The 13232-nt window shown below is 70.5% G+C and carries 11 protein-coding genes and 1 pseudogene; 5 read left to right on the top strand and 7 right to left on the bottom strand.

Annotated elements, in window-relative coordinates; genetic code table 11:
* Positions 1–126: 126 nt before the first annotated feature.
* The 7 genes and pseudogenes from mctP to ABZ260_RS32965 form a co-directional block, all read right to left on the bottom strand.
* The gene (gene mctP / locus ABZ260_RS32995; RefSeq protein ID WP_355625585.1) at positions 127–1734 is read right to left on the bottom strand and encodes a monocarboxylate uptake permease MctP; all 1608 of its coding nucleotides are present in this window, start codon (positions 1732–1734) and stop codon (positions 127–129) included.
* A gap of 4 nt (positions 1735–1738) precedes the next feature.
* Complete coding sequence (locus ABZ260_RS32990; RefSeq protein ID WP_355625583.1) at positions 1739–1948, bottom strand: DUF3311 domain-containing protein; 210 nt, start codon at positions 1946–1948, stop codon at positions 1739–1741.
* A gap of 134 nt (positions 1949–2082) precedes the next feature.
* Positions 2083–2724, bottom strand: coding sequence for a carboxymuconolactone decarboxylase family protein (locus ABZ260_RS32985; RefSeq protein ID WP_355625581.1), 642 nt, complete (start codon positions 2722–2724; stop codon positions 2083–2085).
* Positions 2724–3101 (bottom strand): annotated as a pseudogene (locus ABZ260_RS32980) (VOC family protein); the annotation flags it as partial. The gene ABZ260_RS32985 and the pseudogene ABZ260_RS32980, both read right to left, overlap by 1 nt.
* Before the next feature lie 22 nt (positions 3102–3123).
* Positions 3124–5127, bottom strand: coding sequence for a hypothetical protein (locus tag ABZ260_RS32975; protein ID WP_355625579.1), 2004 nt, complete (start codon positions 5125–5127; stop codon positions 3124–3126).
* Positions 5124–6713, bottom strand: coding sequence for a hypothetical protein (locus ABZ260_RS32970; RefSeq protein WP_355625577.1), 1590 nt, complete (start codon positions 6711–6713; stop codon positions 5124–5126). Before ABZ260_RS32970 ends, ABZ260_RS32975 begins: the two co-directional genes overlap by 4 nt.
* Before the next feature lie 126 nt (positions 6714–6839).
* Entirely contained in the window at positions 6840–7880 is a 1041-nt protein-coding gene (locus ABZ260_RS32965) for a LacI family DNA-binding transcriptional regulator (protein ID WP_355625575.1), read from the bottom strand.
* Positions 7881–8230: 350 nt separating this feature from the next.
* Here ABZ260_RS32965 and ABZ260_RS32960 point away from each other — a divergent pair, with 350 nt between their 5' ends.
* The 5 genes from ABZ260_RS32960 to ABZ260_RS32940 all read left to right on the top strand — a co-directional run.
* Complete coding sequence (locus tag ABZ260_RS32960) at positions 8231–9529, top strand: ABC transporter substrate-binding protein (RefSeq protein ID WP_355625573.1); 1299 nt, start codon at positions 8231–8233, stop codon at positions 9527–9529.
* On the top strand, positions 9523–10476 hold the full coding sequence (locus tag ABZ260_RS32955) for a sugar ABC transporter permease (RefSeq protein ID WP_355625571.1): 954 nt from the start codon (positions 9523–9525) through the stop codon (positions 10474–10476). The genes ABZ260_RS32960 and ABZ260_RS32955 overlap by 7 nt, the downstream gene beginning before the upstream one ends.
* Positions 10473–11288 carry a carbohydrate ABC transporter permease gene (locus ABZ260_RS32950; RefSeq protein WP_355564829.1) on the top strand — a complete coding sequence of 272 codons (816 nt, stop codon included), beginning with the start codon at positions 10473–10475 and terminating at the stop codon, positions 11286–11288. The genes ABZ260_RS32955 and ABZ260_RS32950 overlap by 4 nt, the downstream gene beginning before the upstream one ends.
* Positions 11285–12283, top strand: a complete 999-nt coding sequence (locus tag ABZ260_RS32945; RefSeq protein WP_355625569.1) for a serine hydrolase domain-containing protein — start codon at positions 11285–11287, stop codon at positions 12281–12283. Before ABZ260_RS32950 ends, ABZ260_RS32945 begins: the two co-directional genes overlap by 4 nt.
* Positions 12280–13232, top strand: a 953-nt coding sequence (locus ABZ260_RS32940; protein ID WP_355625567.1) for an alpha-L-rhamnosidase N-terminal domain-containing protein, incomplete at its 3' end; no start/stop codon positions are given. The genes ABZ260_RS32945 and ABZ260_RS32940, both read left to right, overlap by 4 nt.

Here is a 13232-nt window from a genome sequence, read left to right as displayed (position 1 = left end):
GTCGACTTTCTTCAGCAGTTCGAGCAGTTCGTCGAAGCAGCCGTGAATGTCACCGACGATGACGGTACGTCGCACCCCGGCGAGCCTAGGCGGGCCGGCTCTCCCCCCGCGCTCGGCGTGCGGACGTCAGTGGGCGGTGAGGTCCAGGTCCTTGTCCTTGTCCTTGATTCTGGGATCGCCCTCGTCGGCGAGGTAGTGGTCGGGCAGGGTGGCGTCATCGCCCTCGGCCACCTTGGTGGAACGCGCGATGACCGTGCCGAGCGCGGCGACGGCCAGGTTGACCGCCAGCGCGACGATGCCCGCGTAGATCGTCATCTTGGTGTCAAGACCCAGCTTCTCCAGCGGGAACGCCGACCCGGCGAAGTGCAGCTTGCCGGTGACCGGGTTGCCGATGTTGTAGAGCATGAGCATCCCGGCCCCCATGCCGGCCACCCACCCGGCGATCAGGCCGCCACGGTGGAACCAGCGGGTGTAGAGGCCGAGCGCCACGGAAGGGAGCGTCTGCAGGATGATGACGCCGCCGATGAGCTGCAGGTCGATGGAGAAGCCGGTGTCCAGGAACAGGATGCACAGCACCGCGCCGACCTTGACGAGCAGCGAGGTGATCTTGGAAACCCGGGCCTCGTCGGCGTCGGTGGCGTTCGGCTTCAGGTACTCCTTGTAGATGTTGCGGGTGAACAGGTTCGCTGCGGCGATGGACATGATCGCTGCGGGGACCAGTGCGCCGATGCCGATCGCGGCGTAGGCGACGCCGGTGAACCAGTCGGGGAACATCCGGTCGAACAGCTGCGGCACGATCGTGTTGTTGTCCGTGCCGATGGGCTTGATCCCGGCCGCGATGGCCATGAAGCCGAGCAGCGCGATCAGGCCGAGCAGCAGGCTGTAGGCCGGGAGCGCGGACATGTTCCGCTTGATCACGCCGCGGTTCCTGGAAGCGAGCACGCCGGTGATGCTGTGCGGGTAGAGGAAGAGCGCGAGCGCCGACCCCAGGGCCAGCGTGACGTACTGCAGCTGGTTGCCCGCGTTGAGCAGGAAGCCGTCGCCGGGTGCGGGAGTGGCGTCGAACTTGGCCTGGGCGGCGTCGAAGATCCCCGACCAGCCGCCCTCCAGCTGGGCGGGGATCGCGATGATCGCGACCAGGATCACGATGTAGATCAGCGTGTCCTTGACGAACGCGATCAGCGCCGGGGCGCGCAGGCCCGACTGGTAGGTGTACGCGGCCAGGATCGCGAACGCGATGATGATCGGCAGGTGGCCGGTCACGCCCATCGACTTCAGCACCGCCTCGATGCCGACGAGCTGGAGCGCGATGTAGGGCATCGTCGCGACGATGCCGGTGATCGCGACCAGCAGCGCCAGCGTGGGCGAGCCGAACCTGGCCCGGACGAAGTCGGCGGGGGTCACGAAGCCGTGCACGTGCGAGACCGACCAGAGGCGGACCAGTACCAGGAAGACGATCGGGTAGACCACGATCGTGTAGGGCACCGCGAAGAAGCCCGTCGCGCCCGCGCCCCAGAGCAGGGCGGGCACGGCCACGAAGGTGTAGGCGGTGTAGAGGTCGCCGCCGACCAGGAACCAGGTGACCCACGAGCCGAAGCTGCGGCCGCCCAGGCCCCACTCGTCGAGGCTGGCCAGGCTGTCCGGGCGGCGCCAGCGCGCCGCCATGAACCCCATGCCGCTGACGAGCAGGAACAGTACGGTGAAGATGATGATCTCGGTCAGGTGCGCGTCCATCCGGTCACCGCCGCTTGGTCATCTGGTAGACGATCGAGGTGCAGGTCACGCCGATCGCGATGAAGGCGAGCTGGAGCCAGTAGAAGAGCGGAAAGCCGAAAAGCCGGGGTTCGTCGAAATTGTAGAGAAATGGAAGTAAAGGTAGGATGATCGGCGCGACAAGCAGCCAGTTCCACGGGCTGCGATCGCTCCGGTCCCCGTTCGGTGTGGTCAACGCGGTCTCCTGTGGCTGGAGAGGGGACGCCCGAGCAGGATCATCCCCATCGGTTGACCGGCAGCGTAATTACCTGGACGTTTCTTGCGGGCCACCGAGCGCCGAGTGGAACGGTTGGCGCGACGAACGGTAGGTCAGCCCGGCCCGGCGATGTCGTCGGCGATGTCACGGGTGCCGTACCCCTCGGGGGCCTCCGCTTCGACGACGGGTTCCGGCCGGTCGTCGAACTCCAGGCGGAGTGCCCTTGACATGGTCGCGTGCATTTCGTAAAGGCAGGTGATGTAGGTCAGCTCCAGGATCTGCTCGTCCGGCAGGTGCGCCTTCAGGACCGCGAATATCTCGTCGTGCACCCGGCCGCCGTCGAGCACCAGGCCGTCGGTGTAGGCCAGCACGGCCCGCTCCAGCTCGTTGAAGTGCGGGCTGACCTGCCAGTGCGCGACCGCCTGGACCTTCTCCTCGGGCACCCCCAGCGCCCGCATCTGCTTGCAGTGCTGTGAGAAGACGAACTGGCTGCCCCGGGCCCAGCCGGCCCGCGACTGGCCGAGCTCGCGCAGCACCGGGTCTATCTTGCTCTCCCGGTACAGCTGGAAGCCCTTCACACAGTGCCGCAGGATGACCGGGTCCAGCGCGAAGACGGTCCACCAGTCGCCGGGGGAGCCGGTCGCCGTGCCCGGTTCGGCCACCGGGTCCCGGTCCGGGCCGAACAGCCGGTCGTAGAAGAAGAGCGTCAGCGGGTCCGTGGCCTCCGCGCGGGGGACCTGGCGCAGGCGTGGCATCACACGGTCCTTTCCGCGGCGGTCCTCGGTTCGTGCCGGACGTCGGTGGGCAGGCCCAGTTCCCTGGTCCAGGCGGCGAACTCCACCAGGATGCCGTCCGGATCCTTGAAGTAGATCGACCTGACGAACACGCCCTCTCCCATGGTGGGCGCCACCCCGAACTCGCTGTCGTCGTGGTTGAGGATCACCCCGACGTCCACGCCCTTGGCGATGAGCCTGTCGCGGTACTCCTCTATCTTGTCCGGGGCGACATCGAGGGCGATGTGGTTCATCGAGCCGACCGCGGAGAGCATCTCGCCCCGGTCCGGCAGGTTCTTCGGCGCCGAGACGCCGGGAATCCCCTCGGGTGCGTCGGGGAACCAGAAGAACGCCAGCGCGTTTCCCCCGCCGCCGTCCGGGTCAGGGCATCGCCCGCACCCCCTCCACCTGGACGTTCCAGCCCGCGGGGAAGCCTGGCGCGCACCTGTCGGGCCCGCCGTCCCAGCCCGCCGCCATCAGCGCGACGGCCGCCAGCAGGCCGCCGTTGCCCGGCAGGTAGAGCGGCAGGATCCCGGGCCACTGCCGGTTGTGACCCGAGACCAGATGCGCGTTCTTGGGCGCGTCCATCAACAGCGCGTCGACCGCCTTGCCCGGCTCGCCCAGCCTGGCCGCGCACATGGCGAGCATCGGGTAGTCCCAGCCCCAGGTGCTCGGCAGGTCCCAGGTCTCCAGCACGTCGTCGAGGGTGGCCCGCATGGTCTCCGGATCGATCAGCGGCGTCGCCGGAACGAGGCCCAGGGCCCCGGTCATCGAGGGGTGGTCCGTCCTGAGCGTGTACGGCTCCACCGCGATGGCCGCGTAGACGCCGTCCCTGACGCACGGCGCGGCCAGCCCGTCCCGCACCCTTTCCCACTCCGGGTCCCGGGCGAGGCCGAGACGCTCACGCCACCGCTGCGCGGTCTCCAGCCCCCACCACCAGTAGGCCAGCTCGAACGTGGGATTCCTGACCGTCGTCCTGATCTCCGCGTACGACTCCTGTGCCGGGATCAGCGGCGGCCCGAGCACGTGGCGGCCGTCCTCCTCGACGGGAAAGGACGCCATGAACTCCGCGGTCTCGAAGACCAGGTCCCGGTAGTCGTGCAGTGCCTCCGGCCGGACCCGGTAGAGGAGTTCGGCGAAGTAGATCGGGTGCGGCTGCTGCCAGATCAGGAACGGCCCGATCGTGCTGGGGCTCTCCCTGCCCTCGGGGCCGACCTGCTTGGGCCAGCGGGCCCCGCGACACCCCTGCTCGGCGGCCGTGGCCCGCGCCGCGGGAAGGATGCTCCGGTACCACGGCAGGCTGCGCTCCAGCAGTTCCGGCCTTCCCCACAGCGGGAAGTGCGCCGCGTGCCACCAGTGCATCTCCAGGTGGAACTTGCCGCTCCAGGAGTTGCAGACCAGGCCGGTCTCCTGCGGCGGCAGCGAGCCCGCGCAGTTGACCGCGGTCAGGTACTGCGAGAGGACCACGCGCCGTTCCAGTTCGGGCGCGCGCGGATCCGAGCTGCCCTCGAAGCTCACCGCGCCGCCGTCGGTCCAGAAACGGGCCCAGTGCCGGGCGGCGGCCGCGCGGACCTCCGCGAATCCGGGAAGGCCGGGCTCCGCGGGGTCGAGCCCGAAGGCCACCACGAACTCGGTGGCGCCCTCCAGCCGGTAGCGGTGCTCGGCGATGGGCGTGAGCCGGGCCGGCCCCTGCCAGGCGAGGGCGACGTGGTGGCGGTCGCCGTCCAGCACCCGGGTGAAGTCGCAGCGTGCGGCGCCGACGACGTGGCCGGTGACGTGCCGCTCCGGACCGTCCCAGTCGGCGGCCACGTTCCAGGCCGCACAGGCGTACGGGAAGGCGATCGTCACCGCCGCCCCGCCGGTGACGCGCACCGCCAGCAGGTCGCGTCCGGAGTGGCAGACCGTCTCCACCTCGTACGGCACGCCGTCGAGCGTGAACGAGCTGCGCAGCAGCCCGCTCCACAGGTCGAGCCGCTGGTGGACGCCGGTGAGGTCGGTGATCTCCGCGTGCTCGCCGAGGTCGAGCCCGATCCTGCCCAGGTCGAGCCGCTGGGGGTTGCCGTGCAGCCACGTACCGGCCTCGAACTCCGGCGCCACCGGGCCGCCGAAGGTCATCCGGTGCCGGTCGGGATAGCGGGCCCGGCCGTAGCCGGTCATCGCGTCCTCCAGGGTGAAGCCCCTGGGGTTGGGCATCGTGTGCCAGCCCCACTGCGACTGGGTGCCCAGCGGCATGCTCGCGGCGTGGAAGGCGGGGAAGGTCTGCAACCCGGTGACATCGGCGGTGAAGGCGAACTCGCCGTTGCCGACGGTCAGCGGGGACTCCGCGTCCGGCTCGGTCAGCACCACGGCGTGCCGCCGTACCAGGGCCTCGCGGTCGATGCTCACGAGCACCCCGGCGTACCCGAGGCACGCTGGGCCCGCATGAACGTGACGTCGCCCGCGACGTCCGCCTGTGGCATGGTGCCGAGGTCGAGCACGACGTCGGTGAAGGCCAGCGACGCCCGGCGCATCACCGCCACATCGATCGCCTCGGCCCCGAAACGCGGTGAGAAGAGCGTCTTGGGGGCCGCGATCGGCGCGATGGTCGGCAGCAGGTGCCGGTTGTACGGCGTGCCCTCGCCCCCGAAGCCGCAGTGGTGCGGCACGGTGCCCAGGTCGGCCGCCGACAGCCCCTTCAGCACGGCCGTGCGCCGCACGTCCCAGTACTGGACATGGCCCTTGACCAGCTCGCGCAGGGGCGTGCTCTCACTGACCGGGACCCAGAGCAGCTCGGTGAGCGAGGGATCGGCCACGAGCTCCAGTCCGGGCAGTCCTCCGGTGCGGGTGACCGCGTCGTAGCGCCGGGCGCCCAGGTGCTCCAGGACGACGACCGAGGAGACCTTGCCCTGGTCGTACTCGGCGTCCAGCATGGCCGCCAGCTGTCCCGCGCCTCCCTCACGGACGCCGGGTCCGGTGAGGTGCTGGTAGAGGTGGCCGGTGACGAAGGCGAACTGGACCGTACGCGGGCGGCAGCTCACCGGCAGCGACGCCAGGTAGCGGGCCATCTCCACCATCGTGAGCGGGCCGTTGTCCCACACCGGGCTCATGCCGTCCGTGTGGCTCTCCACGACGATCTTCTGTTCGCTCACCCCGGGCAGGGTGGCGAGAACGGTGCGGGTCGTCTTCGGCGTCCACGCCGCGTCGACGGTCAGCACGGCCTCGACCGGCTGTCCGGCGGCGAGCGCCTGCTTGATCCGCTCGCCCTGGTCGACGCCGAGATAGGCGCCGGGAACCTGGTACGGCAGACCCTCGTAGGGCGCGTACATCCCCTCGATCTGGGCGTGCGGCAGGCGGCTCACCTCCAGCACCCCCACCGCGCCCGCCGCGGCGGCGGCTTTGAGGTCGGTGTCGGCCCCGGCGGGGGCCTCCATCGAGTCGGAGCCGAGCAGGTTGATCGTGAGGCCGGGGTCGTACATGTGGTAGCCGAGCAGGGGCGGGTAGAAGAGCAGGTTGGGCACCGTCGACCAGGGCAGATCCCTGACGACGATCTTCCCTGCGGCGTTCGCCGCGGTGATGGCGGTGCCCGCGGGCAGGTAGGTGAGCGGGGCGGTCACCCCGCCCGGCCCGGTGGAGGAGGAGAAGGGCACGGGCGCGGCGACCGCCACGTTCTGGCCGCCGACGGTCAGCCCGGTGGCGAGGCCGTCCCAGCGATCGATCTCGTAGGGCAGCGAGGAGAGCTGGACGCCGGGGACCGCGCCGATCTCGTCCTCCAGCCAGTCGATGTAGTCGTCGTGGGCGGCCGAGCCGGTCGGCCGGGGGCCGAAGTCCTCCTGCCGTTCGGCGAGTTCGAGCAGGCGGGCCTCGCTCGCGAAGCTCGCCGGGTCGATTCGCACCGGGCAGGTCGTCGCCTGGGCGGCGAGCGCGGCTCCCGGCAGGGAGACGGGGAAGGTGAGGGCGAGAAGCATCGGTCCGATGAGGATGAGACGTTTCATAGGGGGTTCCTTCGCGTCGGAACACGGTGACATGGCGGTCCCTCGCGGGGACCGCTCAACGGGATGCTCGTGCCGGGGCGGGGTGCTTCAGGAGATCCCGGTCAGCGGCGGGTCGACGCCGTCCGGTCACTCCCGTCCAGCCGGTGGGCCGGTGGTGCCGCGGACGACGAGGGTGGGTGAGACGGAGGACAGGACGGACCGCCCGCGGCCCTCGATGCGCTCGACGAGCAGGCGCGCCGCGGTGGCCCCGATGACGTGTCCGTCCTGGTCGACGCTGGTCAGGGAGATGGGCTTGAGGGAGGCGATGCCGATGTTGTCGTATCCGGCGACCGACAGGTCACCGGGGACCGACAAGCCGGCCTCGTAGGCCGCACGCAGCACCCCGAGGGCCGCGACGTCCGCGCCGGCGAAGATCGCGGTGGGCCTGGCCGGCCGGGCGAGCAGCTGCCGCGCCCCCTCGTAGCCGCCCTCCTCGGTGAAGGAGGTGGCCACCACGTCGATCCCCTCCGCCAGGCCCCTGGCGCGCATGGCCTGGCGGTAGCCCTCGGCGCGGACGGCCTGCGGGGAGTCGGCGCCGGAGGCGCGCCCCCGGTCGAGATGGGTGATGTGGGCGATCCGCCGATGGCCGAGATCGGCCAGGTGGTCGACCACCAGGCGGGCGCCGACGACGTCGTCGTCGACCACGGAGTCGTACTCGGCGGCACTTCCGTGACGGCCGATCACCACGATCGGCGTCGTGGTGGCGATGGCGGCGAGTTCCGCACTCGACATGACCGGAGATATCAGGATGATTCCATCCATGCTCCGGTCGATCATCGCGTCGGTCATCCTCGCCTGACTTCTGGGCTCGTCCCCGCCGGGGCCGAGCAGCACCTGGTACTCGGTGCCGACCAGCCTGCCGGTGACACCCTCGATGATGTCGGGGAAGAACGGGTTCCTGGTGTCGGACAGCATCACACCGAGGGTGTAGGTACGGCCTCGCATGGCCCTGGCCGCGGCGTGCGGCCGGTAGCCGAGCTCGTCCATGGCCTCACGGACCTTGGCCCGCATGCCGGGACTGACCCCGTAGGCCCCGCGCAGCACCTTGGACACGGCGGCCGTGGAGACGCCGGCCCGGCCTGCCACGTCGGCGATGGTCACCCGGCGCGGTGCTGATCCTGTGGTCACGCGAGTCCTTCGGTAGGCGAAAGTGGGAACGGCCCCGCGGCGAGCCTCGGGGGAAGCGGGGAAAATCGCCGGGCGAGCGCGGCGCCCGAGTGTAGAACGAAATACATTCTGGCAATGCAGAGGCGACGGTACCCGGTCGAAGCCATCCCCGCCAGACCCGAGTTTTACCGCTTCTTAACGAGTTGGTCACCTCGAACGTGGCCCTTGACGCCGCAAACGCCCCTGGTCTAACAATGGAGAACGTTCTACGAAACATGACGGAAACCCGCATGTCTTGTGGCCCGGAGGCGTGCAGGCGTCCGCCCGGAGGCCGACTATCACCAACCCCGTGACGAACAGGAATAACGAGCATGAGGGTATCGAAACGACTGCTGGGAGCCGCGGCCTGCGCCGCCCTCACCCTCACCGCGGCGGGCTGTGGCGGCGCCGCCGAACCAGGCGGAACCGACGGCGGGAAGGTCACGCTGACGCTCTGGCACAACACCGCCGACCCCGCCCCGCTGGTGGAAATGTACAAGCGGTTCGAGCGGGAGTCGGGCCACACGATCGAGCTGGTCCCGATCCCCTCCGACGGGTTCGAGGACAGCACCCAGACCAAGTGGGCCACCGGCGAGCGGCCGGACATCCTCGAATACCACGCCACGGTGAGCAACCTGCTCGCCCTGAACCCGTCGGAGAACCTCAGGGACCTGTCCGGCGAGGCGTACGTCGCCAGGTCCGGCGACCTCTACAGCAGCGCGGGCGCCACAGGGGGAAAGGTCTACGCGGCCATCACCGGCTTCCCCCAGGTCTTCGGCCTCTACTACAACAAGAAGGTCCTCGCCGACGCGGGCGTCAAGCCCCCGGGAACGTTCGACGAGCTCTCGGCGGCCTGCCGCGCGCTCTCCGCCAAGGGCGTGACGCCCGTGTTCGAGTCGGGCGGATCCATCTGGCCGGTGCAGATCCTGCCACTGCTGTACGTCAGCGCCAGCAACGAGGCCAACGCCTACGGCAAGGCCATCGCGGGCCACACCGCCTCGCTGGCCGACCCCGGCTCGCCGTTCGTGGCCGGGCTGAGCTCCTACCGGAAGCTGCAGGACGACGGCTGCTTCAACAAGGACATCACCACCGCCACGTTCGAGAACTCGGTGAAGGCCCTGGTGACCGGCAAGGCCGCCATGGTCGCCCAGCACTCCGACATGCTGCCGGCCATGCTCGCCGCCGCCGGCGGCGACCAGCAGAAGGTGGACGACACCGTCGGGTTCACCGGGCTGTCGAGCACCAAGGCCGTGGTGACGTACGCGCCGGGACCGATCGGCACCTTCTACCTGCCCAAGACGGGCGACGCCGGACGGGAGCAGGCCGCGCTGGACTTCGTCCGGTTCATGACCGGCCCCGCCTACGCCGACTACGTGAAGTCCGCGAAGACCTTCCCCGTGCTCCAGGGGGTGGACGGTCCACCGGACGTCTCCCCCGTGCTCCAGGATGTCAAGAAGGCGTACGACAACGGCGCCGTCATCGCCTTCAACTCCGACATTCCCGGCATGGCCGGGCTGGCGCCGCTGATGTCGGAGCTGATCGCCGGGCAGAAGGATCCGCAGAAGGCCGCCACCCAGCTGCAGGGCCAGGTCGAGCAGGCGGCGAAGGCCGCCGGGCTGCCCGGATGGTGACCTCGCTACCCCCGCGCGAGCATCCCCCAGGCAGCGAGGCCACCGAGACCACACCCCCCGCCCCGCACCCCGCCGACGGGGGCGGCGGCGAGATCGGGGACCCCGGGCGGCGGGGCTGGCTGCCCTGGGCGCTGCCCGCCGTGCTGCTGGTGGCACTCTTCTTCGCGCTGCCGTTCGTGCTCAACGCCCGCTTCGCCTTCTCCGCCTGGACGGGGTTCCGCTCGGAGATCACCTGGAACGGCCTGGACAACTTCCGCACGCTCGTCGAGCAGGATCTCCTGACGAACGCCGTCACGGTGACCGTGCTCTACGCGATCCTGTGCATGGCCATCCAGAACACCGTCAGCCTGAGCCTCGCGCTCGCCCTGCAGCGGACGGACCGGGTCAACACCGTGTTCAGGTCGGTGTTCTTCCTGCCGACTCTCGTCTCGCCGCTGGCCGCCGGTTACATCTGGCGGGGCATCCTCGATCCGGCAGGCCCGGTCAACTCCTTCCTCGGCATCGACTGGGCCTGGCTGGGCGAGCCCGCGACCGCGTTGCTCACGGTCGCGTTCGTGGACGCCTGGAAGTGGAGCGGGCTGATCACCCTCGTCTACATCGCGGGCCTCAACTCGGTGCCCAGGGAGCTCATCGAGTCGGCCACGGTCGACGGCGCGGGCCCCTGGACCCGCTTCGCCCGGGTGAGGTTCCCGCTGCTGGCCCCCGCGATCACCTTCAACGTCGCGGTCACCCTGGTCGGCGCGCTCAGCGCCTACGACGTGATCGCCGCCACCACCGGCGGCGGCCCCGGCGACCACACCAGGGCACTGAACATCGTCATGCGCCAGCAGTGGGGGCAGGGGTTCTTCGGCTCCGCCAGCGCGCTCAGCCTCACGGTGACGCTGCTCGTGATCGCGACGGCGGTACCCCTGGTCTGGTGGCTGCGCCGCAGGGAGGTCACCGGATGAGAGTCGTCAAGTACACGCTGCTGTCGCTGTTCGCGATCCCCTGGGTGGTCGTGCCGTTCTGGCTGGTCGTGGTGAACTCCTTCAAGCCCGCGGGCGAGGCGGCCGAACTCGGCCTCGGCCTGCCCCGGCAGTGGGCGATCGTCGAGAACTACACGACCGTCGTCGACACCGGCGACTACCTGGGCGGGCTCGCCAACAGCCTCATGATCGCGGTACCCGTCGTGCTGGCCGTGCTGCTGCTCGGCGCGGCGGCGGCGTGGGCCTACGGCCGAGGCGACTCGCGGTGGCTGCGCGCGACCTACTTCGTACTCAGCCTGTCGATCCTCATCCCCCCGTCGATCATTCCGACCGTCCACGTGCTGCGCGGGCTCGGCCTGGACGGCACGCCGTTCGGCTACGCGCTGGTCCTGATCGGCACCCGGCTGGGCATCGTGGTCTTCCTGGCCACCGGGTTCGTCAGGGCCTTCCCGCCCGACCTGGAGGACGCCGCCGCCATCGACGGGGCGTCCCGGCCGCAGATCTTCGCGCGCATCCTGCTGCCGCTGCTGCGCCCGGTGCTCTTCGTCGGGAGCGTCATCCTGGTCATCAACGTCTGGAACGACTTCTTCTTCGGGTTGTTCCTCCTCAAGGGGCAGGACAACGCGACCCTGCCGCTCACCCTCTTCCAGTTCGCCTCCGGCACGCTGCAGACCCTGCAGTGGAACCTCGTCTTCGCCCACGTCCTGCTGACCACGCTGCCGCTGGTGGCGGTGTACGTGTTCGCGCAGAAACACGTCCTCGCCGGACTCACAGAAGGAGCACTAAAGGGATGACCGACCAACCGTTCGCGCTCGCCGTCGAGTGGGTGAGGCGCATGGTCCGCGAGGGGAAACTCCCGTGCGCGGTGCTCGGGGCGGCCACCTCGCAGGGCACGGTGCTGCTGGAGTCCTTCGGAGAGCACGACGGACGCGCGACCCGCGCCGACGACCACTTCGCACTGTTCTCGGTGACCAAGCCGCTGGTCGGCCTGCTGGCCATGCGCCAGGTGGAGCGGGGCCTGCTCTCACTGCGCCGCCCGCTCCGTGACGCGGTGCCCGGCTTCGGCGGGCTGCGCTCCGACGAGGTCACGCTCTGGCACCTGCTGACCCACACCAGCGGCATCGCCGAGCAGACGCTCACCCCGGACGACCTGGTGGAGCACCTGATCGCCGCCCCCGCGCTGTTCGAGGCGGGCACGCTCAGCCAGTACTGCAACATCGGCTTCGCCGGCATCTCCGAGATGATCAGGGATGTCACCGGCAGGGATCTGGCCGACGTGATCGACACCGACCTGAACGCGCTGGTGCCCGGCGGCGGGCAGATCACCTTCGACCCGGCCTGCGACCCGGCCGAGGTCAGGGCCGTCGAGCTGCTCGGGATCGACTACGACAGGTTCGTCCGGCTCCGGCATCCGGCCGGGGGCCTGTTCTCCCGTGCCGAGGACCTGCTCGCGCTGGGCAGCGCCCTGCTCCGCGGCGACCGGGCGCCGGTCCACCCGATCACGCTGGCCGCCATGACGGAACCCCAGACCACGGGCCTGGTCAAGCTGCAGCCCGACCCGGTCAACGCCGGCCAGGACTGGGGGCTGACCTGGAACCTGCGCCACTCCGCGCCCGGCCTGCTGGAGCGGCGGCTCTACGGGCACGGCGGCGCCTCCGGATGCCAGTGGTGGATGTATCCCGACCACGACGCCTGCTTCGTACTGCTGATCAACGTGATGGCGCCCAGCCTGCACGGGGTCGACATCGACGGACTGCACAACGCCTTCACGACGGGTCTCGGCGCATGATCCACGCCCCGGGAACCCCCGGCATGGCACGGGCCGTCTCGGGCGGCCAGGTGCCGGTCGGCTCCTCCCCGCCCGCCGAGGCGGTCGCCTGCCACACCTGCGGGCTCGCCGACCCGGTCGGCGTCGACGATCCCTCCCCGCGCCTGTCCTGGGCGGCCAGGCTGCTCCATCCCGAGCGGCTGACGGTGTCCACCGGCGGGCGCGAGGTGTGGGCGCGGGACCTCCCGCCGGGTACGAGCTGGGCCGATGTCCCGGAAGAGGCGCTGGAGCCGCTCACCCCGTACACCTGGTCGGTCGCCGGGCACCTCGGCGGCACCTTCGTGACCGGCCTGCGCGCGGGCGGCGCCTGGGACGCCCCCTGGGTCGAGGACGGCGGGAACGAGAGCGGCGAGGGCGCCGTCCGCCTCGGCGGGACGTTCGGCTGGGAGCCTCGGCCGGGACGGGTCTGGCTGGCGACCACCGCGCTGGGCGTCTACCGGGCGCTGCTGAACGGTGAACGGCTCGGCGACGAGGAACTCGCCCCCGGCTGGACCGACTACGGCCGCCGGGTCCGCTACCGGCTGGCCGACGTCACCACGCTGCTCCGTACCGGGGAGAACCTGCTGGAGATCTGGCTCGCCCCCGGCTGGTACGCCGGTCACGTCGCGGCGGGCGGGCCGCGCCGATACGGCGACCACCCCGCCGCCAGCGCGCGGCTGTTCCTGCGCGACCCGGAGGGCGTTCATCCGCTCGCGGCCACCGGCCCCGGCTGGACGGCCGGAGACCTGGGCATGCCCCGCGCCGACCTGGTGATGGGCGAGACCGTCCACCTCGTCTCCTCCCCCGATCTCGAACCCTCGCCCCGCACCGGCGAAACCCCACCCGGCCGGGCCGGGCACGCTCTCCGGCGGTTCGTCGAACAGCAGCGTCCGCAGGTCAGTGCTCCAGAGCTGGCCCCTCTTGTCTCCGC

Origin of the sequence: Streptosporangium sp. NPDC006013, assembly GCF_040614275.1 — a bacterium.
GTDB lineage: Bacteria > Actinomycetota > Actinomycetes > Streptosporangiales > Streptosporangiaceae > Streptosporangium.
The sequence above is the reverse complement of the archived record's forward strand: the minus strand, read 5'-3'. Positions and strand labels throughout refer to the sequence as shown.

Bases quoted from the DNA above. Each gene is read 5' to 3' on its own strand.
- mctP (WP_355625585.1), bottom strand. From the start codon at position 1,734: ATGGACGCGCACCTGACCGAGATCATCATCTTCACCGTACTGTTCCTG.
- ABZ260_RS32985 (WP_355625581.1), bottom strand. From the start codon at position 2,724: ATGCCACGCCTGCGCCAGGTCCCCCGCGCGGAGGCCACGGACCCGCTG.
- ABZ260_RS32970 (WP_355625577.1), bottom strand. From the start codon at position 6,713: ATGAAACGTCTCATCCTCATCGGACCGATGCTTCTCGCCCTCACCTTC.
- ABZ260_RS32960 (WP_355625573.1), top strand. From the start codon at position 8,231: ATGAGGGTATCGAAACGACTGCTGGGAGCCGCGGCCTGCGCCGCCCTC.
- ABZ260_RS32955 (WP_355625571.1), top strand. From the start codon at position 9,523: ATGGTGACCTCGCTACCCCCGCGCGAGCATCCCCCAGGCAGCGAGGCC.
- ABZ260_RS32950 (WP_355564829.1), top strand. From the start codon at position 10,473: ATGAGAGTCGTCAAGTACACGCTGCTGTCGCTGTTCGCGATCCCCTGG.
- ABZ260_RS32945 (WP_355625569.1), top strand. From the start codon at position 11,285: ATGACCGACCAACCGTTCGCGCTCGCCGTCGAGTGGGTGAGGCGCATG.